At 57.2% G+C, this 23549-nt stretch carries 22 protein-coding genes; 6 read left to right on the forward strand and 16 right to left on the reverse strand.

The annotated features are described in order from the left end of the window. Window positions 1-44: 44 nt before the first annotated feature. The 11 genes from ABRP31_RS10850 to nac form a co-directional block, all read right to left on the reverse strand. The gene (locus tag ABRP31_RS10850; protein ID WP_349972329.1) at window positions 45-773 is read right to left on the reverse strand and encodes an amino acid ABC transporter ATP-binding protein; all 729 of its coding nucleotides are present in this window, start codon (window positions 771-773) and stop codon (window positions 45-47) included. Between the two features lie 22 nt (window positions 774-795). Continuing rightward, window positions 796-1539 (reverse strand): amino acid ABC transporter permease, encoded by a 744-nt coding sequence (locus ABRP31_RS10855; RefSeq protein ID WP_349972307.1) that lies wholly within the window; start codon window positions 1537-1539, stop codon window positions 796-798. Between the two features lie 6 nt (window positions 1540-1545). Further along, a complete protein-coding gene (locus ABRP31_RS10860; protein WP_349972308.1) occupies window positions 1546-2244 on the reverse strand; it encodes an amino acid ABC transporter permease in 699 nt (232 codons plus the stop codon). A 104-nt stretch (window positions 2245-2348) separates the two neighbouring features. After that, complete coding sequence (locus ABRP31_RS10865; RefSeq protein ID WP_349972309.1) at window positions 2349-3101, reverse strand: SDR family oxidoreductase; 753 nt, start codon at window positions 3099-3101, stop codon at window positions 2349-2351. 265 nt (window positions 3102-3366) lie between these two features. Continuing rightward, window positions 3367-4134, reverse strand: coding sequence for a 5-oxoprolinase subunit PxpA (locus ABRP31_RS10870; RefSeq protein WP_349972310.1), 768 nt, complete (start codon window positions 4132-4134; stop codon window positions 3367-3369). Then, window positions 4131-4553, reverse strand: a complete 423-nt coding sequence (locus ABRP31_RS10875; RefSeq protein ID WP_349972311.1) for a biotin/lipoyl-containing protein — start codon at window positions 4551-4553, stop codon at window positions 4131-4133. The genes ABRP31_RS10870 and ABRP31_RS10875 overlap by 4 nt, the downstream gene beginning before the upstream one ends. A 10-nt stretch (window positions 4554-4563) precedes the next feature. Then, on the reverse strand, window positions 4564-5535 hold the full coding sequence (locus tag ABRP31_RS10880) for a biotin-dependent carboxyltransferase family protein (protein ID WP_349972312.1): 972 nt from the start codon (window positions 5533-5535) through the stop codon (window positions 4564-4566). After that, window positions 5532-6203: a 5-oxoprolinase subunit PxpB gene (pxpB, locus tag ABRP31_RS10885; protein WP_349972313.1), complete on the reverse strand. Its 672-nt coding sequence runs from the start codon at window positions 6201-6203 to the stop codon at window positions 5532-5534. Before pxpB ends, ABRP31_RS10880 begins: the two co-directional genes overlap by 4 nt. Continuing rightward, on the reverse strand, window positions 6200-7552 hold the full coding sequence (accC, locus tag ABRP31_RS10890) for an acetyl-CoA carboxylase biotin carboxylase subunit (protein WP_349972314.1): 1353 nt from the start codon (window positions 7550-7552) through the stop codon (window positions 6200-6202). The genes pxpB and accC overlap by 4 nt, the downstream gene beginning before the upstream one ends. Before the next feature lie 29 nt (window positions 7553-7581). Next, window positions 7582-8025, reverse strand: a complete 444-nt coding sequence (locus ABRP31_RS10895) for an acetyl-CoA carboxylase biotin carboxyl carrier protein subunit (protein WP_349972315.1) — start codon at window positions 8023-8025, stop codon at window positions 7582-7584. Between the two features lie 105 nt (window positions 8026-8130). Continuing rightward, window positions 8131-9045: a nitrogen assimilation transcriptional regulator NAC gene (gene nac, locus ABRP31_RS10900; RefSeq protein WP_349972316.1), complete on the reverse strand. Its 915-nt coding sequence runs from the start codon at window positions 9043-9045 to the stop codon at window positions 8131-8133. A 1148-nt stretch (window positions 9046-10193) separates the two neighbouring features. Between nac and ABRP31_RS10905 the strand changes: the two genes are divergently transcribed. The 4 genes from ABRP31_RS10905 (at window position 10194) to ABRP31_RS10920 (ending at window position 15505) form a co-directional block, all read left to right on the forward strand. Further along, window positions 10194-11402 carry an aspartate transaminase gene (locus tag ABRP31_RS10905; RefSeq protein ID WP_349972317.1) on the forward strand — a complete coding sequence of 403 codons (1209 nt, stop codon included), beginning with the start codon at window positions 10194-10196 and terminating at the stop codon, window positions 11400-11402. Window positions 11403-11411: 9 nt separating this feature from the next. Beyond that, the gene (locus ABRP31_RS10910) at window positions 11412-12965 is read left to right on the forward strand and encodes an MFS transporter (protein ID WP_349972318.1); all 1554 of its coding nucleotides are present in this window, start codon (window positions 11412-11414) and stop codon (window positions 12963-12965) included. Window positions 12966-13027: 62 nt separating this feature from the next. Then, on the forward strand, window positions 13028-14359 hold the full coding sequence (locus tag ABRP31_RS10915) for an OprD family porin (RefSeq protein ID WP_349972319.1): 1332 nt from the start codon (window positions 13028-13030) through the stop codon (window positions 14357-14359). A 141-nt stretch (window positions 14360-14500) separates the two neighbouring features. Continuing rightward, a complete protein-coding gene (locus tag ABRP31_RS10920; RefSeq protein ID WP_349972320.1) occupies window positions 14501-15505 on the forward strand; it encodes an alpha/beta hydrolase in 1005 nt (334 codons plus the stop codon). A 142-nt stretch (window positions 15506-15647) separates the two neighbouring features. Here ABRP31_RS10920 and ABRP31_RS10925 read toward each other — a convergent pair whose 3' ends face one another. From ABRP31_RS10925 to ABRP31_RS10945, 5 genes are all read right to left on the reverse strand, one after another. Beyond that, window positions 15648-16472 (reverse strand): HDOD domain-containing protein, encoded by an 825-nt coding sequence (locus tag ABRP31_RS10925; RefSeq protein WP_087268034.1) that lies wholly within the window; start codon window positions 16470-16472, stop codon window positions 15648-15650. A 192-nt stretch (window positions 16473-16664) separates the two neighbouring features. Continuing rightward, complete coding sequence (locus ABRP31_RS10930) at window positions 16665-17618, reverse strand: 2-hydroxyacid dehydrogenase (protein ID WP_349972321.1); 954 nt, start codon at window positions 17616-17618, stop codon at window positions 16665-16667. Between the two features lie 154 nt (window positions 17619-17772). Beyond that, window positions 17773-19047: an MFS transporter gene (locus ABRP31_RS10935; protein WP_349972322.1), complete on the reverse strand. Its 1275-nt coding sequence runs from the start codon at window positions 19045-19047 to the stop codon at window positions 17773-17775. A 54-nt stretch (window positions 19048-19101) separates the two neighbouring features. After that, window positions 19102-19266: a hypothetical protein gene (locus tag ABRP31_RS10940; RefSeq protein ID WP_349972323.1), complete on the reverse strand. Its 165-nt coding sequence runs from the start codon at window positions 19264-19266 to the stop codon at window positions 19102-19104. 238 nt (window positions 19267-19504) lie between these two features. Further along, a complete protein-coding gene (locus ABRP31_RS10945) occupies window positions 19505-20830 on the reverse strand; it encodes an OprD family porin (RefSeq protein ID WP_349970671.1) in 1326 nt (441 codons plus the stop codon). A gap of 661 nt (window positions 20831-21491) precedes the next feature. On the opposite strand from ABRP31_RS10945, the gene ABRP31_RS10950 reads away from it, so the two are divergent. Both ABRP31_RS10950 and ABRP31_RS10955 read left to right on the forward strand, forming a co-directional pair. After that, entirely contained in the window at window positions 21492-22484 is a 993-nt protein-coding gene (locus ABRP31_RS10950; RefSeq protein ID WP_349970672.1) for an aldo/keto reductase, read from the forward strand. 420 nt (window positions 22485-22904) lie between these two features. After that, window positions 22905-23519 carry a TetR/AcrR family transcriptional regulator gene (locus tag ABRP31_RS10955; protein WP_349970673.1) on the forward strand — a complete coding sequence of 205 codons (615 nt, stop codon included), beginning with the start codon at window positions 22905-22907 and terminating at the stop codon, window positions 23517-23519. The last annotated feature ends 30 nt before the right edge of the window (window positions 23520-23549 follow it).

The raw sequence follows: 23549 nt of genomic DNA on the forward strand, positions 1-23549 counted from the left end.
ATTCAAGTTGGGTTGAGAGCAGGTCCAGCGGCAGTTTTTGAAAATCAGTGCGCGCGCAGGTCTGAGATGAAGCGCTGCGCGCGTGGGTGTTGGGGGTGGCTGAAAAAGCTTTCCGGGTCGCTTTTTTCGAGGATCTGCCCGGCGTCCATGAACCAGATGGTGTCAGCAACTTCGCGGGCGAAATTCATCTCGTGGGTCACGCACATCATGGTCATGCCGTCTTTGGCCAGGCCTTTCATGACGCTCAGCACTTCGCCGACCATTTCCGGGTCGAGGGCGCTGGTGGGCTCGTCGAATAGCATCACCGGTGGCTCCATGGCCAAGGCGCGGGCAATCGCCACGCGCTGTTGTTGACCACCGGACAGTTGCGCTGGATACGCCCCGGCTTTGTGCGCCAGGCCCACGCGATCCAGTAACTGCATGGCGCGCTGTCTGGCAGCCGAGCCTTTGAGACCAAGGGTTTTGGTGGGTGACAGAATGATGTTGTCCAGCACTGACAGATGCGGAAACAGGTTGAAGCTCTGGAACACAAACCCCACCCGGCTGCGCAGCCGATTGACGTTGGCATCGGTGCCGTTCACGTCCTGGCCGTCGAACAGGATCTGGCCTTCCTGGATGTCTTCCAGGCGGTTGACGGTACGGATCAGTGTCGACTTGCCCGAGCCTGACGGGCCACACAGCACCACCACTTCACCGGTGTTCACTTGAGCCGTCAGGTTGGTCAGGGCCTGGTACTCGCCGTACCACTTGTTGACGTTGGAAAACATGATCATTGGACGCATGAGTCAGCCCTCTTCAATTAATGGGGGTCAGCAAAGGGCTGTCGACGGCGGCAGCAGTTACGGTGCCCTGACGTTTGCGGGCAATACGCCGCTCCAGCCAGTCAGCCAGATGAGTCAGAGCGAAACACAACAGGTAGTAGATGACGGCAAGGATGAAGAACACCTGGAACGGCTTGGTCAGCAACTGGTTGTTGACCTGATTGGCTGCGAAGGTGATTTCCTGAACGTTGATCACGTAACCCAGCGAGGTTTCCTTGATGATCGAAATGAACTGGCTGAGCAGGCTGGGCAGGGCGTTATAAAGGGCCTGAGGCAGAATCACCCAGATTGTGGTGCGCATGTAGCCCATGCCCAGTGCGCGGGACGCTTCGTACTGGCCGCCCGGCAATGCCTGAATGCTGCCGCGAATGATTTCGCACAAGTAAGCACTCTGGTAAATCACCAACGTGCACAGCATGGTGGTGAAGCCGGTGATGTTGTGGCCGATCAGGAGCGGCACCAGAAAGTAGGTCCAGAAGATCACCATCAGCAACGGGATGCCACGCAATACGTAAACCCAGACGGTAGAAAACCAGCGCAGCGGGCCCCAGGGAGAAATTCTCGCCAGCGCCAGCAGCAGGCCGAGCGGGAAGGCGAAGATCAGCGCCAGAATCGCGAGAATCAGCGTCGCTGCCAGACCACCCAGCGGCCCGTGCGGGTATTGGCCTATAAGGAACAGCGTCCAGTTCTGCTGAAGGATCGTGAAGATATCGGACATGCTCGCTTACCTCGCCAGGGCTTTGTTGAATCGCTTGGCCAGCAGGGCGCCAAGACCCATCAGCAGCAGCGAAAAGGCCAGGTACACCACCGAGGCGACCAGAAAGGATTCAAAGGTGCGGAACGTGTAGTTCTCGACTTCGCGAGTGGCGTAGGTCAGCTCCATTACGCCAATGGCCATGGCCAGACTGGTGTTCTTGAACAGCAGTACGGTGTGGTTGATCAGCGATGGCAGGCAGTTGCGTACCCCTTGCGGCAGAATCACGTAGCGCATTGAGCGCACGTAGCCCATGCCCAGCGCCCGTGACGCTTCGGTTTGTCCGGCTGGAATGGCGCGCAGGCCGCTGCGAATGTCTTCGCTGAAGTAGGCGGCCTGACACAGCCCCAGCGCGATGACCGAAAACAGATACTCGGTGTTGAAGCCCGCCAGCCAGACCTGAGTGGAGGTCGACAGCAGTGTTGGAATACCGAAATACCAGAGCATCAATTGCACCAGCGTCGGCACGTTGCGATGGTAGGAAACATACGCCGCCACCAGACCATTGGCGTACTTGTTGCCCGTGAGGCGCACCGTCACCAGAAGCAGTGCGAGCAGCATGGCCAGGCACCAGGCGAACAGCGCCAGTTGCAACGTCATTTCGATGCCCTTGACGATCAGCTCGGCGTACTCGCCTGTGAGGATCGGGGCCAGATCGAAGTCATTCATGGTCAATCCCTATCGCCATTGGTAGGGGCAGAAAAAGTGCCAGGCACTGGCCTGGCCAAAGAGCGCATTGACGGATCAGTCCGTTCTGGTCGCTTGGGCTGGACTCAACCTTGATAGTCTTGCGGGCGGGCCGTGGACAGGCCGCCGGGCACTTGCAGCGTCGGGGTGATTTCCATATGGCCGATGTTCACTGCAACCGGCGCTGCGATCGCGAAGGCGATGGCATTGGCGATGTCGGCAGCCACCGGCAATTCGAAGCCTTCGACGAAGCGTTTGTAGGTTTCTTCGGAGTCGCCATGCACATGGGCAAAGATGTCAGTGGCGACCCGGCCCGGACAGATTTCGGTGACGCGTACACGCTTGCCGAATGCATCGATGCGCAATTGGCGCGAAAGCATGCTGACCGCTGCTTTGGTCGCGTGATAAGTGGAGTTGCCGCCGAAGTTGTAGGCCGCTGCGATGGAGCTGATGTTGATGATGTGGCCGCTGTCGCGTTCGACCATGCCGGGCAGCGCCAGACGCGCCAGATGCAGCACGGCACGCAGGTTGACGTCGATCAGGAAGTCGATGCCTTCGGCGTCTGCCGCGAGAATCGAGCCCGGACGATCAACCCCTGCGTTATTGACCAGAATGTCGAAGCTGTGTTGTTCGAAGAGCGTGGTAAGGGCTGGCAGGTCGGTCACGTCAATGGCGTGGGCGATGCAGCCGGTGCGTGCCGCCAGTTCAGCGAGCTTGTCGGCGCTGCGGGCAATGGCATGAACTTCAATGCCTTCCTGGCACAGGCGCTCAACCACGGCTGCACCGATCCCGGAAGAAGCGCCGGTAACCAGCGCGGTTTTGTAATCGGAAAATGGCATTGCGTGTACCTCTGAATCCATTGGCTCGCCGGTCTGTCCAGCGAACGTTCAATACGGTTGTGTTGCTGATGTATCGACTCTATCCAGCCCCAACCCTGCCGACCAAGACGGAATGGCTGTGAGGCTATAAGCGTCTCTTATGACATAGGGCTCTCGCAAAACGATGGACCTGTATGAGCTGCCGAAGGCTGCGAATTGCGGACCTCCAGGAGTACCGCATCGCAGCCTTCGGCAGCTCCTACAGGTTCATTCAATGCTTGGCGGGCTAATCCATCAACCGGCTGACAGGCACGATCTGCCCACCCGCCGATTCGATTTCAGTGCGCACGGTACGCGCCAGTTCGACGGCACCTGGAGTGTCGCCGTGGAGCAATATCGAGCATGCGCTGACCCTGATCAGCTTGCCGCTGATGCTGGTCACGGTGCCGTCTTCCAGTAACTGGCGAACCCGCTGCAACACCGCGGCGGGTTCCTTGATCACTGAATTGGCAATCTTGCGCGGTACCAGCAGGCATTCGTCGTCATAGGCGCGGTCGGCGAGAAAGGTCGTGGCAACCCGCAGATTGCACTGGCTGGCAGCCGTTTCAATAGCGCGGCTGGTGGACGAACTGATGATTATTTCGGGATCAAATGCTGCGACTGTGCGAATGAGGTGCGCGGCCATTTCGGCATCGGCAGCGACCATGTTGCCCAGCGCGCCATGAAAGCTCATGTGCGTCATGTGATGCCCGGCGACCTGGGCGATAGCGGCCAGCGAACCCAACTGATACGTCACATACGTGCACAGCTCTTTGATCTCGATATTCATCTGCCGGCGGCCAAAACCCACCAGGTCGGGAAAGCCGACGTGAGCCCCCAGATCGATGCCTTTGGCTTTGGCCATCAATGCTGTGTTGTTCATGATCAACGGGTCACCGGCATGGAAACCACAGGCGACGTTGGCCGAGGAAATGATCTCCATCAGCGCTTCGTCTTCGCCCATGCGCCAGGCACCGAAGCCTTCGCCCATGTCGGCATTCAAATCAATCTTCATGGTTGCACCGCTTTGGCGTCGTAAGGTGAAAGGCTGATCAACGGCTGGCCGTAACTAACCGTCGTGCCACTGGCTAACAGGACGCTGGAAACCTGGCCGCTATGCGCGCTGTACACGGGCAGAAGCAGGTTGCCGACGGCCAGAAATGCGATCCGTTGACCCGCCTGAATGTCACCGCCCACCGGCGCGAGCACGATGCCGTCGTCAGGATGCGCATTCAGCCAGCGGCCTACAGCAGTTGCCTTGATCTGAAGTTCGCCCTGCTCAGGTTCGACCTCGGATGTCTCTGCTATAGCCACAGGCTGGCCCGCAACGCCGCGCTTCAAACTCAGTTTGAAACCCGGTTTTTCGATTTCTGCGCCGGACAAACCGGCAGCTTTCAGGTCCGCGACCAATTGGCGAATCTGTTCAATATTCATGCTTCGCTCCTCAGCGCCGGGCCAGATTCTGCAGGGCCACAAGGCGTCGCACTTCAGCCAGATAAGCCTGATTTTGCTCAAGAGCATCCAGCGCCTGGTCATAACTGCATTCGATGAACCGAATCCGGCTGCCAATGGCCGCCTGACCCAGACGCCATAGATCAGCCTCAATCACAGTGCCGAATTTCGGGTAACCGCCGCTGGGCTGGGCATCGCGCATCTGAATGATCGGCTGGCCGCCGTGAGGCACCTGAATCACACCGGGCACGATGCCGTGGGAGCGAACTTCCATGGCCTGCTCGGGCAGGATCGGTGTGCCTTCAAGGCGGAAACCGTAACGGTTGCTCTGTGAGGTGATCTTCCAGTCATCGCTCCAGAACGAGGCACGTGAGTCAGCCTTGAATGCCTGATATTCCGCAGCAGGTAGCACGCGCATGGCGGGTAAACCATCGACGCTCAGGTGCAGCGCGTGAGTCGGGCTCAGTAATCCAAAATCCACAGAACGGGGGAGCAGTCCCGGCGCCGCGGCAGCCAGCTGATCACCTTGCTGCAAGGCTCGACCCTGAAAGCCGCCGAACTCGCCCCGCAGTTGAGTGCTGCGCGAACCCAGCACCATCGGTACGTCTACGCCACCCGCCAGGCAAAGGTAAGCACGGCAGCCGGCAACTGGCTGATTGATTGTCAGCGTCTGACCTTTCAAACCCTGCATTACCCAGTTCGGCGCAAAGCCAACACCATCCAGACTTGAAGGGCAGGCTGCACCCGTTACGGCAAATGCGCAGTCTTCAAGCAGGCGCACTTCGAAGGGGAATACCGGAATCTCGATGGCGGCTGCGTCTTCGGCATTGCCCAGCAGAATATTGCCGGTCGCCACCGCCAGAGTGTCCATCGCGCCAGAAGTACCTACGCCATAGCCAAGGCTGCCAATGCGGCCCAGGTCCTGGACGGTGGCCAGCGCGGTGGCGGATAAAATCTCGATCATCGAATAATCCTCTCGATGCGAAAACGCAAAAGATCGCCCGGCTGCAGCAGCGCCGGAGGGGATTGCTCAGGGTCGAAGAACACCATTTCGGTGCGGCCAATGGTGTTCCATCCGCTTGGCCCGGCAGACGCGGAAACACCGGTCTGTACGCCGCCGATGGACACGGCTCCGGCACCGATGCTCAGCACCGGCACTTTGCGGCGCGGCGTGGCAATGCGCGGATCCATGCCGCCCAGATAGCAATAACCCGGATGGCTGCCCAAGGCATACACCGGGTACAGCGGTTCACTGTGCAGGTGCGCAATGGTTTCAATATCCAGCCCGGTATGGGCGATCACGTCGGCCATGTGCGGACCGAACTCGCCGCCATACACCACCGGCAATTCGATAATCCGGCCCTCAAGCGGCAGCGGCTCGCTGGCTTCCCAGGCTTGCAGCAGCCGCTCGGTCAACGCGCTCAGGTGGCGCGGCGGGACATTGAAAGTCAGCATCAGGTTGTTCATGCCCGGCACCGATTCACGGATTTCCGGCCATTGCGCCGTCACTCGGGCCATGGCCCAGATCCGTTGTTGCGGAGCCAGATCAAGGCTGCCGGGCGCTTCGAAAAGCAGGGCAGTAGTGCCCAACAAGCTGATGGTCGGACTCGTGTCCGGGAGAGCGATGCTCATTGCGGGCTCCGTTGCTTCAACCAGTGCTCAAGGTGATGAATATCGACACCGCCGGTGCAGAACGCAGCGTCGTCGAGGATTTCCCGGTGCAAGGGGATGTTGGTGGAAATGCCTTCGACATACAGCTCGCTAAGCGCCAGGCGCATACGCGCCACGGCTTCTTCCCGGGTTGCGCCGTGGCTGATGACCTTGGCGACCATCGAGTCGTAATAGGGCGGCACGCGATAGCCTGTGGTGACGTGGGAGTCGACTCGCACACCAAAACCACCGGGCACTTCCCAGCGGGTGATCTGCCCCGGTGTCGGCATGAAAGTGAGCGGGTCCTCGGCATTGATCCGGCACTCCAGCGAGTGGCCGTGGGTGACGATATCCGTCTGACTCAATGCCAGACGTTCACCACGGGCCATGCGTATCTGCTGCTGAACGATGTCGATGCCGGTGGTCATTTCGGTGACCGGGTGCTCGACCTGCAAGCGGGTATTCATCTCGATGAAGAAGAACTGCCCGTCTTCGTAGAGAAACTCAAACGTGCCCACGCCGCGATAACCGATCTGCTGACAGGCCTTCACACAGCGTTCGCCCACATGCGCGATCAGCTGTGGATCGATACCCGGAGCGGGAGCTTCTTCAAGGACTTTCTGATGGCGACGCTGCAACGAGCAGTCGCGGCTGCCCAGCCAAACGGCATTGCCGAAGGCATCGCACAGTACCTGGATTTCAACGTGGCGTGGGTGGCCAAGAAACTTTTCGATATACAGCTCGGGATTACCGAAAGCCAGACGGGCTTCTTCCCGGGTCAGAGCGATGGCGTCGAGCAGATCTGCCTCCTGCTGGACCACGCGCATGCCACGGCCACCGCCGCCGCCAGCAGCTTTGACGATCACTGGATAACCAATTTCACGCGCCACGGCGAGGATCGCTTGTGGGTCGCTGGACATGCTTGAGTCCGGCCCAGGAACACAGGGCACACCGGCTTCGCGCATCGCCCGTTTGGCGGCGACCTTGTCACCCATAGTGCGGATGCACTCTGCGCTGGGGCCGATGAATGTCAGACCCGCTGCTTCGATGCGTTCTGCAAAGTCAGCGTTCTCTGAAAGGAAGCCGTAGCCGGGATGTATCGCCTCAGCGCCGCTGACCTGTGCGGCAAAGAGAAGGGCGGCCTGATTCAGGTAGCTGTGAGTCGGCGCAGCGGGGCCAATGCATAAGGCTTCGTCTGCCTGAGTGACATATTGCGCGTGGCGGTCAGCCTCGGAATACACCACCACGGTTTTCAGACCCAGGCCCCGACAGGCGCGCTGAATACGCAGGGCAATTTCGCCACGGTTGGCGATCAGCACTTTATTGAACATTGGGGATACCTAAAGAGTTCGAGTCGGAATCAACCTAGACGGAACAACGCTTGGCCGGATTCGACCTCAGTACCACCGCTTGCCAGGATCGCTTCAACGACTCCGGCGTGTGGAGCTTTGAGCGGGTGGAACATCTTCATCGCCTCCAGGATCGCCAGGGTTTGTCCTGCATCGACGCGGTCGCCGACGTTCACAAAAGGCGCTTCGCCTGCCGCCGGGGTCAGGTGCAACACGCCATACAGGCTTGCCTTGACCTCGTTGTTGCTTGCGACTGGACCGGCCGCCTTGATGGAGCTTTTCGGCGCTGCTTCAGGCGCCTTGGCCGTCAGAACTTTTGCAGGCGTACTCTGCACGGTGCCAATCGCGGCATCCTTGAACAGGCGCAGCGTGCTGTCGCCTTCCGTGAGGCTCAGCTCGATCAGGTCGGACTCGGCCAGCAACTCGATCAGTGCCTTGATGCGTTCTTGATCCATACCCTTGCCTTTACCTTTGCAGCTTGCCGTATTGAATGAAGTTCAATCTAACGAGGGCTGCGCGGGACCGCCAAGACGGTTTGACTGTGGGGTAATAAGGCACGCTTATGACGCTGAAACGGTTTGGGCACGCATCTCTGCGACCAGCTCCAGAAGAATCGCCTTGACCGCTTGAGCAGGAACCGACAAAGGCAAATGGCCCGACAGACACAACGCCAGCGGCGCCTGAATATCCGGCTCGACGATGTGCAGCATGCGCGCCCCAGTGGCGGCGACCAGCACTTTGGCGGCTGATTCGGGAAGGATGGTCGAACCAAAGCGTTCAGCTACCGCCGAGGTCAGGGTCGCCGACGATTCCACTTCGGCGACGACATTGGCGGCCTGGCCGATGCTTACGAAGGCTTCGTCCACCAGTTTGCGCATGATGTTGTAAGGGCGTGGCAGGAGCATCTCCATAGGTGCGAGCTCAGTCAGGGCAATTTCGTCACGTCCATCCAGATGCTCTTCAGCGCTGACCAGATACAGGTTCTCGCGCAGCAGCGGCACGAAGCTCAGGCCGTGTATTTCGCGACCGCCATACAGCACGGCCATGTCCATGCGGCCATTCATGATCAGCTCGCTAAGGGTGGTGCCAAAGTTTTCGTTCAGGTACAGCAAAATCCCTGGATAACGCTCGCGAACCCGACGCAGCAACGGCAGCGACAGCGTCGACGCAGCGGTGCCGGGCGCAAGACCTACCGACACTTGCCCGGACAGGGCGTGGCCGGTGTCGTTGACGTCGCTGATCGCTTGTTCGCACTGGCGCAGGATGTGTTGCGCATGGCCGTACAAGACCTTGCCCGCTTCCGTCGGCGTCACGCCGCGCTTGGTGCGAATCAGCAGTTGCTGATGCAGTTCAGCTTCCAGCGTGGCGAGCTGTTGGCTGAGGGCTGGCTGGGCGATATGCAGGACGTCGGCGGCCTGGGTCAGGCTGCCGATGTCGACGATTTTCACGAAGTACTTCAGGCGACGGAGGTTCAAAAGGAGGGCTCATGGTGGGCTGACATCTGTTGGGTGTTAGCAAAAGCCAGGCCATCGAATGCGACGGGCCTCGAAGGCATAGGTATCTGCATAACTTCTTTATTTGTACACATATCCGTTATTGGGGTAACGGCTGGTATTGGTTGCGCCCTTACGGCGCGTCACTTTCGAAAATCCGGAAGCCGGCCCAGACGAAAGTAACCAAAGCGCTCTTGCCCCACCACTTGGCACCTCGCTGGTGCTCGGTGTACCCGTAATCCGACATTGCTCCGTGGGGCCGCCGCCACCGGCCATCCATGGCCTGAGGCGGCTAAACCGGCATCCCTGCCGCCCCTTCATTTAACAAGAGCCCCCACACAGCAATATCGAATTCCGGCCGGCGTGGTTTAACGGGGCGCTTAAGATCAAAATCAAAAGCAGATCAAAAGCAGAGCGAGAACGGTGGTATCGCCTCGGACCGGTAGGAGCGAACTTGTTCGCGAGATGTCCCGACAGCCAACCCATTCTTCGCCTGACTCACCGCATCGCAGCCTTCGGCAGCTCCTACAGAAGCCCGGAAAATTCGCAAATCAGGTCGGCTGTCAGCCCGCCGCGCTTTTGATTTTGATGTGAGGCGCCCCGTCAAACCACGCTGGCCGAACGCAGATTCTGAGCCGTGGGCAACCCGGCAAGGATGCCGGGTTAGCCGCACCGGGCCATGGATGGCCCATTGCGGCGGCCCACGGTTCAGGATCTGCGTTCGGGTACACCGAGCGACAGCGAGGTGCCGAGTGGTGGGGCACAGACTTTTTGGTTACTTTTGGCTGGGCCGGCTTCCGGGCGTTTGCCAAAAGTGACCCGCCGTAAGGGCGGAACCAATATCAGCCGTAACCAAAACAACGGATATGTACACAAATAAAGACGTTGTGTAGATCCGCATCCCCAAAGGTCCACCCCTAACCTATAAGCCTTTGCTATGACCACGCGCGTTACGCGCAATTTTGCCTGCGCAAAGCACAGTAAAGACTAAGTCGTTCCATTTTGGTGCATAGCTGATCCATGCCCGGTCATAAGCACTTCCTATTAACCCAGAACGAAACTGTCTTATCCGCTCAAGGATGCGGCCTCGTAACGTAGAGCCTCGAATGTCACCTCCGAGGATCACCACCTTGAACGCCTCCCGCATCGCCGCCCGCGTGCAACGCATCAAACCTTCGCCAAGCAGCGCCGCTGCCGACCGTGCCAATGAACTGCGTCGCCAGGGCAAATCGATCATTAATCTGGTCGTCGGCGAGCCCGACTTCGATACGCCAAAGCACATTCGCGAAGCTGCCAGCGCTGCCATCGAAAATGGCGATACCCGCTACACCCTGAACGCGGGCACCCTTGAGTTGCGTCAGGCCATTGCCGCCAAACTGGCCCGTGAAAACAGCCTCGATTACTCGGCGTCGCAAGTGGTTGTCACCAGCGGTGCCAAAAGTGCGATCTTCAATGCGTTTGCCGCGACTCTTGGGGCAGGGGATGAAGTGCTGATTCCTGCGCCGTACTGGGTGTCTTACCCGGACATGGTGTTGGCCTGCGAAGGCGAGCCGGTGACGCTCGCATGTCCGGAAGAAAACGGCTTCAAGCTCACCGCAGAGCAATTACGTGCCGCGATTACCGAGCGTACCCGCTGGCTGCTGATCAACTCGCCAAGCAACCCGACCGGGGCCAGCTACAGCGCTGAAGAGCTACGGGCGTTGGCCGACGTGTTGCTTGAGTTTCCCGATGTGTTGGTGATGACGGACGACATCTACGAACACATTCGTTTCGACGATGCGCCAAATGCTCACATCCTGACCGTTGAACCGGCGCTGCGTGATCGGGTGCTGGTGATCAATGGTGTCTCCAAGACGTACGCCATGACCGGCTGGCGCATTGGATACGCGGCGGGTCCCGCCGACCTGATCAATGCAATGGCGACCTTGCAGTCACAGTCGACCAGCAACGCGAGCTCTGTCAGTCAGGCGGCGGCCGTGGCTGCTCTGAACGGTGATCAGTCTTTCGTAAAAGAGAGCGTGGTGGTTTACCAGCAACGTCGCGATCGCTGTCTGGAATTGATCAATGCCATCGACGGTCTTAGCTGCCTGAAACCCAATGGCGCTTTTTACTTGTATGTGAACTGCGGCGCGTTGCTCGGCAAAACCAGGCCGGATGGCAAGAATCTGGAAACCGACAGCGACGTAGTGATGTATCTGCTGGAAAGTCAGGGCGTGGCAGTCGTGGCGGGAACGGCTTACGGTCTCGCGCCGTTCTTCCGCATGTCTATCGCCACTGCAGTGGAAACCCTGGAGCAGGGCTGTTCAAGAATCGCCGCTGCCGTTGCGGCATTGGGCTGAGGCGCGAGCATGACGACCCCAGTGAGTGCACTGAGCTTCCGGCAAGCCTTATTGGCGATGCTCGGGATTTCATTGGTGCTGATGCTCTCGGCGCTGGACCAGACGGTGATCGGCAACGCATTGCCTAGCATCGTCGCCGAGCTACAAGGGTTTGAGCTCTACGCTTGGGTCGCCACGGGTTATCTATTGACCTCGATTGTCACCATTCCGGTGTTCGGCAGGCTGGGCGATTACTACGGTCGCAAGCCGTTCGTGATCGCCGCGACCATCGTCTTCACTCTGGCCTCGCTGGTCTGTGCTCTGGCCAACGACATGCTGGTGCTGGTGATTGGTCGTGCGCTGCAGGGTGTTGGCGGCGGCATGTTGATTGGCACTGCCTTCGCCTGCATTCCTGAGCTGTTCCCGGATACCCGGCTGCGGCTGCGCTGGCAGATGATGCTCAGTGCACTGTTCAGCGTGGTCAATGCAATTGGCCCTGGCCTGGGTGGTTTTCTGACCGAGGCGTATGGTTGGCGTTCGGTGTTCTATCTGAACTTGCCCTTGGGGTGTCTGGCACTGTTTTTTGCCTGGCGGTATTTGCCGTATTACCGGCCGGTGCAGGTCACCGGTATTCGTCTGGACTGGTTTGGCGCCTTATTGATCGCCCTGGCCTTGGGCAGCCTGCAATTGGGGGCTGAATGGATGGGGCATTCCAGTACAGCGCTAAGCGCGACCCTGGGGCTGATCTGTCTGGTATCAGTCGCGGTACTTTGGTACTGGGAGCGACGCTGCAAATCCGCGTTACTGCCCCCAGCGATGTTTGCTGTTCCAAGCCTGCGAATTTTGTTCCTGCTTTCAATGTTGGCGGGGGCAATCATGTTCACCTTGCTGTTTTACCTGCCGTTGCTGCTGCAGGGCAGTTACGGTTATTCACCCAAGGAAGCTGGTTTGTTGATCACGCCGCTGGCGTTGAGCATCACTCTCGGCGCAATCGTCAACAGCCGTATCGTGACCCGGTTGCGTAACCCCAATCTGCTGCCGCTGGCGGGGTTCGTCGCGCTGCTATTGGCCTGTATCGGGTTGTCGCTGGCGGGTAGGCAAGCGTCGTTCAACACCTTGTTGATGTTGATTCTGCTGGCCGGTGTCGGTTTGGGGTTCATCTTGCTCAACCTGACCGTGTTCACCCAGACCCTTGCTGAGCGGCAGTTTCTCGGTATTGCTACCGCATTGACACAGTCGCTGCGTCTGGTCGGCGGGTTGCTCGGCACGGCCGCAATGGGCGTGCTGGTTAACTTGCTGTACGTGAGCCATTTGAATCGAGTGTTTCTGGCGGCGGGCCATGAAGGGGAACTGGTTCGTTATATCGACCCGCAGGTTTTACTTGATTCAACCTCGGCTTCCGTTAGCGACAATCATCAATTACTGGAACTGGCGCGTGACGCCTTGGCGCGCTCGGTAGGTGTTGGTTTGTTGATGTGTGCCGGACTGGGTGTTGTCGCACTACTGGTTCTTGTTCGTCTGGCGCCAGTCAAGTTGTTAGCAGCTGTTAAACCTGTCTCTTCTGAATCTACTGCTCCTGAATAATAAAAAATTAACTGCCCACTCCTGACTGCTTACAACACTTACCTACAGCTAAGGATATCTCGATGGAGCTTATTTATCGCTCACCCCGCGTGGTGGCCGGCATTTGTGGAATGGTCATGGCCCAACAGGCATTCAGTGCCGGTTTTGTCGAAGACAGCAAAGCCAGTGTACTGGCGCGTAACTTCTTCAGTAACGCGGACAACCGCAGTGGTACAGCAGACCCTAATTACACACAGGAGTGGGGCCAGGGTTTCATTTTCGATTTTCGTTCCGGCTACACGCCGGGCACCGTAGGTTTTGGGGTAGACGCGCTGGGCATGCTCGGTATCCGTCTGGACTCGGGCAAAGGTCGTCACTATAACCCGACCAGCACGGCGTTTAACGGTAACGTGTTTCCTACCGACAGCGATGGCCGGGCAGTGGATGAGTTTGGCAGCATCGGCCTGACAGCCAAGGCACTGGTTTCCAAAACCGAATTCCGCTACGGCACACTGGTGCCGATGTTGCCGGTGGTGATTTCCACTGACCGCATGCTGCAGCAGACTTTTAATGGAGGCCAGGTCCAATCCAGAGACCTGGATAACTTTACCTTTACTCTCGGCCAGCTGGAACATGTAAAAGGACGCGGGTCGAGTGACCAGATGGGCATGTCGATCCCCGGCGCGAATAATGCGGTCAGCGGCGAGTTCGTCAACAAGTTCTATTACGGTGGTGTGGACTACAAACCGACCAAGGACCTGACCGTTCAGTATTACTACGGCAACTTGAAAGACTTCTACAAACAGCATTTTCTGGGATTGAAGTACGACATGCCGGTGGGGCCGGGTGTAGTGCGTTCGGACCTGCGTTACTTCGACAACAGCTCTGATGGCGCCAACGGCAATGACCCGGCGTTTTACACCCTCGGCTATTACGGCGATGGCATAACCAAAGGCAAAGTTGACAGTCGGCTTTCCAGTGCGCTGTTCACTTATATGATTGCCGGTCACAGCTTGTCTGCCGGTTTCCAGCAAGTCAGCGGCGACAGCGACGCGGTCTGGCTTAATCAGGGCGATGGCTCCAGTGCTTACTTCATGACCGAGTCGATGATCGGCAAATTCCAGCGTGCCGGTGAAAGCACCTGGCAGGTTCGTTACGGCTATGACTTCGCTCAGGTTGGCATTCCGGGGCTGACATTTCTGGGCATGTACGAAAGCGGCTCGAACATCCGCACCCCGGACGGGGATCGCAAGGAGTGGGAACGTAACCTGACGCTGGGTTACGTAGTGCAATCGGGGCCGTTGAAAAAGCTAGGCATTCAGTTGCGTCATGCCTCTCTGCGTACGCAAGTCACCACTCAGCGTGACAGCGACGAGCACCGGGTGATCGTGACTTATCCGCTGGATATTCTCTGACGCCATCCTGAGTGCGGCTTTCTGTCTGCTCGGACCGGCGAGCCGCACTTAACTCTTACTTCATGTTTCATTGCTTGCCCGTAACACAAAGCGCGGTGTATCACCTTGGGTTGAATATTCTTGGCTCAGGAGAGATTGCACATGCGCGCTGCACAGATTGCCGGTTTCATGCTGGCTCTGACATTACCCATAGGGGCGATGGCCGATACACCCAGCTATGGCAAGCAACTTGAGGGTTTTAAATACCCTTATCCATTGAGCAAATTCGAATTCGAGTCCCAGGGTAAAAAGCTGGAAATGGGTTACATGGATGTCGCCGCCCAAGGCAAAGCCAACGGTAAAACCGTGGTGCTGATGCATGGCAAGAATTTCTGCGGCGCAACCTGGGAAGACAGTATCAAGGCCTTGAGTGGTGCAGGTTATCGTGTCGTCGCGCCGGATCAGATTGGCTTCTGCACCTCTAGCAAACCCGATAATTACCAATACACCTTCCAGCAATTGGCGACTAACACCCACGCGTTACTTGCCAAACTGGGCGTCGACAAGGCGACCATCATCGGTCACTCCACTGGCGGTATGCTCGCCACTCGTTATGCCCTCATGTACCCACAGCAGACCCAGCAACTGGTCATGGTCAACCCCATTGGGCTGGAAGACTGGAAAGCCTTGGGTGTGCCGTATCGAACCGTCGATCAATGGTACGCACGTGAGCTGAAAGTCACGGCCGAAGGCATTCGCAAGTACGAGCAGAACACCTATTACGCAGGCCGCTGGAAGCCTGAATACGATAAGTGGGTCGATATGCTCGCGGGTCTGAGCAAAGGGCCGGGCAAGGAAGCGGTGGCGTGGAACTCGGCACTGATCTACGACATGATTTTCACTCAGCCGGTGTTCTACGAGTTCCCGAAAGTCAGCGTTCCGACCTTGCTGATGATTGGCGATGCGGACACCACAGCCATCGGCAGCGATATTGTTTCGCCGGAGCTCAAGGCCAGGCTGGGTAATTACAAAGTGTTGGGTAAAGACGTGGCGAAGATGATCCCCGGCGCAAAACTGGTGGAATTCCCGGGCATGGGGCATGCGCCGCAGATGGAGGACCCGGTTGGGTTTAACAAAGCGTTGATCACGGGGTTGGGTGGGAAGTAACCGAGACTCTATGTTTTGCTGGCTACAGGATGACTTTATCGCGGGCAAGGCTCGCTCTCACAAGAGATCGCATCTCCTGTGGAAGCGAGGCTTGCCCGCGATAAGGTGGGCCCGGTTCAGGTTTGCAAACGATCTCCAAACTTCAATTCAACAGCTCTGCGAACGCTTTGTCCGCCTCCAGCACGGCGGGCAGTGCGGCGAACAGCGCGTCCAGATCAACACCCTCGGTCAGCGGCCCGGTTACCGCCTGCTGCGCTTCGGGCGTGGCACCGCCGTGGGCTTCGAGCGCATCGGAAATCAGCATCGCCTGAGCCACGATACGGGGCAGGGGAGCATCGGCTGGCGCTTGCAGAGGTTTTGCCTGATAGGCGATGGCTTGCTGGATGACCACCGGTAACTGCCAGCGCCGAGCCAGTTCGGCACCGACCTCGGGATAGCCAAAACCCAGTTGCATCGTTTCATTGGCTGCGCGGCCTGGGGTACCGGTCTTGCTCCCGGCATTGATCCGCTCGGCGACTTCTGGTGCGCCGGTCTGGATCAACAATTCGCCGATGTCATGCATCACGCCGCAGGTAAACGCAATTTCCGCGTCCTGACCGCTCTGCTTGGCCAGAATCCGGCAAATACCCGCCACCTGAAAACTCTTCAGCCAGAACCCTTTCAGATCAAAGCTTGGCCCGGCCTTGAACGCACCGGTCACCGCCGAAGCCAGCACCAGCGTACGCAACGTGTTGAATCCCAGGCGCATCGCCGCGTCTTCAATGCTCGATGATTCACGTGAACCGCGAAATCTTGACGAGTTGGCCAGACGCAAAATCTTCGCCGAAATTACCGGGTCCTTTTCGATGTTGCGAGCGATGCTTTCCAGGCTGGAAGAAGGGCTGTCAAATTGCTGGATCAAGTCCTGTGCGACTTTGGGAATGCTGGGGAGACTGGGTAACTTGGTGAACAGCGTTTCAATATCCATGGAAGACTCACCTTTTTTTCGACCTGAAACAGAACGATAGGTGATTTTGGCGAGGCTGCATGGCCAGCGATCGTTAAATGCGTGAAACAGTAGGCAAATCCGGTATCACGGATTCGTAAGGCCGGCCAAAGCCGCTCCTACGACCTTCATCGTCGTAGGAGCGGCTTTAGCCGCGAGGGGAGATGCGAATGTTTAACCCAGCACCGGCGTAGTCAACTTACCCTCATCGATGTAACGACTCAGATTGGCGAACACTAGATCCGCCATGGCCTTGCGGGTTTCGTAAGTGCCGCTGCCGATGTGCGGAGTCAACACTACCTGATCCAGGCTGATCAGTTCGGCTGGCACATTTGGCTCATCCTCGAACACATCCAGCCCGGCACCGGCGATCTCTCCCGCCTGCAGGGACGCGATCAGAGCTTTTTCGTCGACGACCGTACCGCGTGCAACGTTGATCAGGAACGAGTCCGAACCCAATGCCTTGAGCACCGAAGCGCTGATCAGCTTCTCGGTGTCGGCACCGCCCGGCACGATCACCACCAGATAATCACTGACTTTGGCCAGTTCGTGGAGGTCGGCGTAATGCGTGTAAGACACATCCGGATATGCCTGGCCGCGACGGAAATAAGCAATGTTCATGTCGAACGCCGCAGCGCGGGTCGCGATGGTTTTACCTATCTTGCCGAGGCCTACAATGCCGCAGGTTTTGCCTGCGAGATCACGACCCAGCGGGAATTTGCCGTTTGGCCATTTGCCTGCTCGCACAAAACGCTCGGCTTCGCTGATCTTGCGGCTCACGCAGAGCATCAGCGCGAGGGCAGTCTCTGCAACGGCCTTGTTCAATACATCCGGGGTGTTACTGAACTTGATGCCGCGGCCCGACAAGTAGTCGGTGTCTATGGCGTCGTAACCCACGCCAAAACTGGTCACGACTTCGAGATTTGGCAGACGCTCCAGCACTTGATTGTCCGTGCCGTAAACAGCGCTGGTGACGATGGCGCGAATGTTCTTGCCATGGGTAGAGAGCCAGGCTTCCAGGTCCGCAATCTCCCAGCGATTGTGCACGGTAAAGTCCCGGGCCAGCGCTTCAGTGAGAGAGGCGTGCATCTGGCCCCAGACCAGTACTTCGGCTTTGCTTTGAGTCATAGTGGATCGCTCGTCATTTTATTTTTTGAGAAACATGAATGCATGCTTAGCGTCATATGTCATCGTACAACTACGCTCTGATCATATACGCATGCTGCCGTCATTCAAGCCTGAATGTTCGATCCAGAGCCTGTCGAGGCGTTCATTAAACCTTCTAGCCAGCCGCTTGCCGACCTTTCGGTCCTGTTTCCAGAATCAACAGTGCCAGCCCGATAGCGAGGACGATGCCACCCAGCAACCAGGCGCCGGCAGCCTGAAATATCGGTAGGGTCAACGCACCACCCATCGCCATGCGCGCGAGCAGGTAACCAAACACCGGCGTCAGCAGGGCGCTGAAGGTAAAGACCAGAAAGTTGATCGCACCGGTCGCACTGCCTTTGACGTTGTCGGCGTTGACTTCCTTGATGATCGAGTAGGGAATCATCGCTGCGCCGGAACCGATACCCAGCAGCAACCCGAACAGATACGGCGGGGCAAATCCGGCCGGCAAATACAGGATCGACGCGCTGGCGATCAGCATCAACGTCGCGCCACCGATCAGCACTGGTTTACGTCTGCCAATGTGGTCGGAAATATAACCGAGCAACGGGCAGCCAATCACCCAGCCCAGAGGGATCATGCTGCTGCGATTGACTGCTTCGCTATAGCTGACCGCCAGGCCGTCACGCAGGAATGGCACGCCCCAGATCATGTCGCCAATCGTCGTCGGCAGAAACAGCAGGCCAGCCGTGAAGCCGCATAGCCAGGACTGCGGATTACTCAGCACCTGCTTGTAGGGCGTCAGCACCGAACCCAGCGAGTTGCTGCTCCCCGCAGGCCTTGGATCGTGACCTTTGGGCGTCATGAACAACACCAGTACCGCGATGACGAACAGGCAACCGGCGGCGATGAACCAGAATTGCTGCCAAGCGATGGTGCCGTGAATGATCGGCCCCACCGCAAACTGTCCCGCGAAACCACCCATCATGCCGAAGCATTGAGTGAAACCGACGGCAGTGGCCAGATAACGAGGCGGGAAACCGTGCGTTGCCAGGTAGACCGCGCCGATGAAGGCGCAGGCAGACCCGGCGCCTTGCAGCAGGCGACCGATTTGCGCGACTTGCAGCTCACCCAGCCCGAATAGTGCAGCGCCCACGGCAACCATCAGAATACCCGCCGGGATCACGTACTTGGCGCCCAGTCTGTCCAGTGCCGCGCCCGCAATAATCGAAAAAATCGAATAGGTGTAGTAATACCGACCGACCAGCGCACTGACTGCGACCACGTCGCGGCCAAATGCTTCGGTCAGTTCCGGCATCATCACCCCGGGCGCCGAGCGCAGGGCGTATTGAACAAAGTAGAAGAGGGCGCAGAACAGCCAGGCGATGACAAATCCCATGTGCAGCGGTTCGGAGCGTGCGGACAGATGTGCGGATGACGCAGGAGGCATGACAGTGGCCTTGTTGGTCGGGGGGTAACCTGCAGCCTAGACGCTTTTGCTGACTCAATCGCTGCGCCGGATCAATGGATAGGCATGGAAGCGGCTCATTTCAGTGCCGTTAGCAGCAAACGTCGCCCCTGTAGGAGTGACCGGGGTGGCGATCCACATTGCCCGCGATAGCGTCAGTACAGGCGACTTATTCATCGACAGAAAAATCGAATCGAGCAAGCTCACTCTCATCAAATTAATGGATTGAAATGCATTGTCTGTAGGAGCTGCCGAAGGCTGCGAAGCATTTCTCCTGATACACCGCGATCGCAGCCTTCGGCAGCTCCTACAGGTTCAGTTTTTGCAGCGCGGCACAGAAAGGCATGACCAAAAAAAGGCGCTCGTGAGAGCGCCTGAAACACCTTGATTGCAGAGCGGGAGCTTCCAAGGCGGTGTTGCTAAATCCTCAGACTGCTCTTCACAGGACGCTCAGCGGATACTCGACAATCACCCTGACCTCATCAAGGTCTGACTCAAATGCAGTCGCTCGCGTAGTGGCTTGTCGCACGCGCAGTGACAGGTCCTTAAGGTTGCCGGTCTGCACGATGTATTTCGCTTCGATATCGCGTTCCCAGCGCTTCTGATCAGTGAGTGGATTGCCATCCGCATTCCGGCGCATGTAAGTGCTGTTCGCGTTGGTGTAGTCGGCATCGGTACCTTTGCCGTAGCGCGTCATGAACGACAGGCCGGGCACACCAAAGGTGGTCATGTCCAGGTTGTAGGTGACCATCCACGAGCGCTCTTTCGGCGAGTTGAAGTCGCTGTACTGGATAGAGTTGGCGAGGTAGATCGAGTCGGACTGTCTGAGGTAGTCGAAGTCATCGTCGCCTTCATTTCGCTGGTGCGAGAGGGCCAATGTATGAGCGCCGTACTGAAGGCCGATCTTTGCACTCCAGATGTCATTGTCGAATTCGCCGAGGAGCTTTTTGCCTTCGTCGGTCGCGTTGTAGTAGTTAAGGCTGCCGGTCAGCGCCAGATTATCCGAGAGTGGCAGCGTGTAAGAAGTGGATGCGTACGTCTGATCCCAGGCGTCTTTCAGCCTGCTGGTGTACAGCCCTAGACTCAAACGGTCAGTGGCATTGTAATCGCCCCCGAAATAAGCAACCCACGGTGCGTTGACCGAACCTGCATAAAACGTCGCGAAGTTATCTCGCATGCCGCTGGAGGCTGGCTGGCTCATTGAATGAAGGCGCCCACCCTGGAGGGTTAAGCCACTGATACTTGTGTTGGTCGCCGTGACGCCGCGAAAGCTTTCAGGCAGGAGCCGCGAGTCGCCAAAGGAGACCACCGGGGTTGATGGAAAAACATCCCCGACCTTCACCACCGTATCGAATGCTCTGGCTTTCAGCGCGCCGCCGACCTTGCTGTAGTTGTCTTCGGCCTCGCCATCACTGTCGACCGGAAGCACATCGAAGGAGCTGCGTCCGCCGTTACGGCCATCACCGGTATCAAGCTTGATGCCCAGCATGGCAAAGGCGTCGACACCGACGCCGAACGTACCCTGGGTGAAACCCGACTCGAATTTGCCGATGACGCCTTGTGCCCACGCTTCGGAATAGCCATTGCCGGTGGGACTTGACTCGCCTTTGCGGTGGTCACGGTTCATGTAGAAACTTCGGTTGAGCACGGTCAGCGTGCTGCCCTCTATGAACCCTTCCTTTTGCTCCTCTGCATAAGCAGTAAGCGGTGTGACACTCGCGATTGTCGAAAGCACGGCCAAAGATAATTTGTTGAGATGAGTCATGTTCGCTCCGTTCAAATCGGCAGATTTCTTATGTGTCGACCTGGCTTTTTTATAAGTTCGAGCGCTGCCAGTGGGCACAATCTTGACGAGTGGAAGGTAACAACGAGATGGTTGAAAGATTACAAATATGCAATGAAGTATTGGCGCTCAATGAATACCGATACTCCTGTCCCGTCTCAATAAAATTTTTCTCGTCGTGTTTGTGTTGTCAGCAACTGACACCGTAGAAAAAAACGACGTCGTATTTAGAATGTTTTTATGGGGCTGAAGTTTTCGAAATATGTACTTACAAAAACACATTGATGTCTTTGTTAATTGTCGCACTTACTTTTTTGTAAGTACTTTAAAACGGTAGTTCGATGAGTAGTATCCATGCAGATGCCTAACAGCCGTTCTGCATTGATAAAGTGTCATTTTTAGACTAGGGACGGAGGCATTTGCATTTTTACTTTCGGAGATGTCCATCATGCAGCGTCGGGAATTTATACAGCTGGCGGGTAGCGCTGTTGCGCTGGCTGCACTCCCAGGTATCGCGTCGGCCGATCAAACCAGGCCTGCATCCGGAGTGGCTCAAGCTTCTCCATTGGATCGGGGCTATGTATTACCCACTCGAGGGTCATTACAGGGTTCCGCGTTACCGTTAAATGCAGGGCGCGAGGGCATGCGTTATCGCACACCTTTTCGCTTTGGCATGGGCGGTACACAAATAGGCAATATATTTGCACCTGTCAGCGATGATCAGGCCCAGGCAGTACTGAATCAGGCATGGGAGGCCGGGGTGAGGTATTTCGACACTTCGCCCTTTTATGGCTATGGGCTCAGTGAGCATAGATTGGGCCAGTTCTTGAGGCGCAAGCCTCGCCAGGACTATCTGGTATCAACAAAAGTTGGACGAGTATTCAAACCGAGTCCAGACGCTAAAGTAGATGATTCCTTGTGGACGGAGCCTCTGCCATTTCGCTATGAATATGATTACACAGCTGCAGGGACACGTCGCTCAGTAGAAGACAGTTTGCAACGATTAGGGTTGGCAAAAATAGACATCGTCTACATTCATGACTTGGGGCCGGATAACACTGAACTGCCGGGCACATGGCAAAAAAACTATGAAGTAGCGACCAAGGGCGCTATGGCAGAACTGACGAAGATGAGGGAGGAGGGGCTTATTGGCGCCTGGGGGTTTGGTATCAATGCCCCCGACGCGGCAATACTTGCTGCGCAATCCAGTGTTCCGACTCCAGACATCGTGTTGTTAGCCTGTCAGTACTCAATTATTGATCACGAATTCGCTATCGCGAAAACCTTTCCTGCTTTAGCGAGCAAGGGCATATCGGTGGTTGTGGGTACACCGCTGAATGATGGTTTCCTGGGGGGCCGAAATCGTTATAACTTCAGTACAACACTGCCCGCTGGAGTTCTGGAAAAGCGAGCCAGGCTAACATCCGTGTGCAACCGGTTTGGTATCGATATACGTACCGCTGCCTTGCAATTTGCGGTCGCACCTAAAATAGTCTCGGCCATCATTCCTGGGGCTCGGGTCCCCGGTCAGGTCAAAGCTAATGTCGAATCCATGAATGTCAAAGTTCCTCAAGAGTTCTGGGAGACACTTCGGCGAGAAAAACTCATCCTTTCCAGCGCTGAACATCCTGCCTGAACTCAAAGCACTGCGAGCCTGCTCACAAAAGCTAACCTGTGCATTTTGGTAGGACTGGCTTTAGCCGGAACAAGGTCAACATGTCAGGTATCAGTGTTGTGGGAGCCGAGCTTGCTCGCGATGAGACCATACGCGATTCACGTGAGATCGCATGCACTCTATCGCGAGCAAGCTCAGCTCCCACAGGTCCGGCGTGTGGCATAAAATCAAGGACTCCAAAACCAGGGCGTTCCAGCACCGGGGCGTCTGGACGATGGTAATCTCTCCCTTCTGCGCCGCCCAACAACAGGTCGTTATTCATCAGCGATGCTGTAATAACGAAGCGGCCGCCTTGATACCCCTTGAGTTGATCAATGCTGTGACCAAATCATAAATTGGTCACAAGTTGTCAATGAGTGCTCTCAGAGCTAAGCTGGAAATATGACGAATTCAATCAGCACGCCGCCATCGCGCGGGCCTTCCGATCACAGCGTTCGCGACCAGGTCGTGGAAGCAGCCACGCAACATTTCGGACACTATGGGTATGAGAAGACCACGGTCTCCGACCTTGCCAAGGCGATCGGTTTTTCCAAAGCCTACATCTACAAATTTTTTGACTCGAAGCAGGCCATCGGAGAGCTGATTTGCTCTAACCGGCTTGCGATGATCATGGCCGTTGTGGACACGGCCATTAACGATGCCCCCACTGCTTCCGAGAAGCTGCGGCGCCTGTTTCGGGCAATTGTGGAGGCGGGTAGTGACTTGTTTTTCCATGACCGCAAACTCTATGACATAGCCTCTGTTGCCGCACGCGATCAGTGGCCTTCAGCCGTCGCCCACGACGAGCGTCTGCGTCTGCTTATCCAGCAGATCGTGCTGGAAGGGCGCGAGTCGGGCGAGTTCGAGCGCAAGACCCCGCTGGATGAAGCGGTCCAGGCCATTCACCTGGTAATGCGTCCCTACATCAGCCCGGTCCAGTTGCAATACAACCTGCACATCGTAGCGACGGCGCCCGTGCTTTTATCAGCGTTGATACTGAGAAGTCTTGCGCCTTGATTTGTGACCATTGACTAAATTGGTCACTAA

Source organism: Pseudomonas caspiana (assembly GCF_040224095.2).
Lineage (GTDB): Bacteria > Pseudomonadota > Gammaproteobacteria > Pseudomonadales > Pseudomonadaceae > Aquipseudomonas > Aquipseudomonas caspiana.

Excerpts from the sequence above, each read along its gene's own strand:
- ABRP31_RS10850 (WP_349972329.1), bottom strand. The coding sequence starts at position 773 with ATGATCATGTTTTCCAACGTCAACAAGTGGTACGGCGAGTACCAGGCC.
- ABRP31_RS10855 (WP_349972307.1), bottom strand. The coding sequence starts at position 1,539 with ATGTCCGATATCTTCACGATCCTTCAGCAGAACTGGACGCTGTTCCTT.
- ABRP31_RS10860 (WP_349972308.1), bottom strand. The coding sequence starts at position 2,244 with ATGAATGACTTCGATCTGGCCCCGATCCTCACAGGCGAGTACGCCGAG.
- ABRP31_RS10865 (WP_349972309.1), bottom strand. The coding sequence starts at position 3,101 with ATGCCATTTTCCGATTACAAAACCGCGCTGGTTACCGGCGCTTCTTCC.
- ABRP31_RS10870 (WP_349972310.1), bottom strand. The coding sequence starts at position 4,134 with ATGAAGATTGATTTGAATGCCGACATGGGCGAAGGCTTCGGTGCCTGG.
- ABRP31_RS10875 (WP_349972311.1), bottom strand. The coding sequence starts at position 4,553 with ATGAATATTGAACAGATTCGCCAATTGGTCGCGGACCTGAAAGCTGCC.
- ABRP31_RS10880 (WP_349972312.1), bottom strand. The coding sequence starts at position 5,535 with ATGATCGAGATTTTATCCGCCACCGCGCTGGCCACCGTCCAGGACCTG.
- pxpB (WP_349972313.1), bottom strand. The coding sequence starts at position 6,203 with ATGAGCATCGCTCTCCCGGACACGAGTCCGACCATCAGCTTGTTGGGC.
- accC (WP_349972314.1), bottom strand. The coding sequence starts at position 7,552 with ATGTTCAATAAAGTGCTGATCGCCAACCGTGGCGAAATTGCCCTGCGT.
- ABRP31_RS10895 (WP_349972315.1), bottom strand. The coding sequence starts at position 8,025 with ATGGATCAAGAACGCATCAAGGCACTGATCGAGTTGCTGGCCGAGTCC.
- ABRP31_RS10910 (WP_349972318.1), top strand. The coding sequence starts at position 11,412 with ATGACGACCCCAGTGAGTGCACTGAGCTTCCGGCAAGCCTTATTGGCG.
- ABRP31_RS10915 (WP_349972319.1), top strand. The coding sequence starts at position 13,028 with ATGGAGCTTATTTATCGCTCACCCCGCGTGGTGGCCGGCATTTGTGGA.
- ABRP31_RS10920 (WP_349972320.1), top strand. The coding sequence starts at position 14,501 with ATGCGCGCTGCACAGATTGCCGGTTTCATGCTGGCTCTGACATTACCC.
- ABRP31_RS10925 (WP_087268034.1), bottom strand. The coding sequence starts at position 16,472 with ATGGATATTGAAACGCTGTTCACCAAGTTACCCAGTCTCCCCAGCATT.
- ABRP31_RS10930 (WP_349972321.1), bottom strand. The coding sequence starts at position 17,618 with ATGACTCAAAGCAAAGCCGAAGTACTGGTCTGGGGCCAGATGCACGCC.
- ABRP31_RS10935 (WP_349972322.1), bottom strand. The coding sequence starts at position 19,047 with ATGCCTCCTGCGTCATCCGCACATCTGTCCGCACGCTCCGAACCGCTG.
- ABRP31_RS10945 (WP_349970671.1), bottom strand. The coding sequence starts at position 20,830 with ATGACTCATCTCAACAAATTATCTTTGGCCGTGCTTTCGACAATCGCG.
- ABRP31_RS10950 (WP_349970672.1), top strand. The coding sequence starts at position 21,492 with ATGCGTTATCGCACACCTTTTCGCTTTGGCATGGGCGGTACACAAATA.
- ABRP31_RS10955 (WP_349970673.1), top strand. The coding sequence starts at position 22,905 with ATGACGAATTCAATCAGCACGCCGCCATCGCGCGGGCCTTCCGATCAC.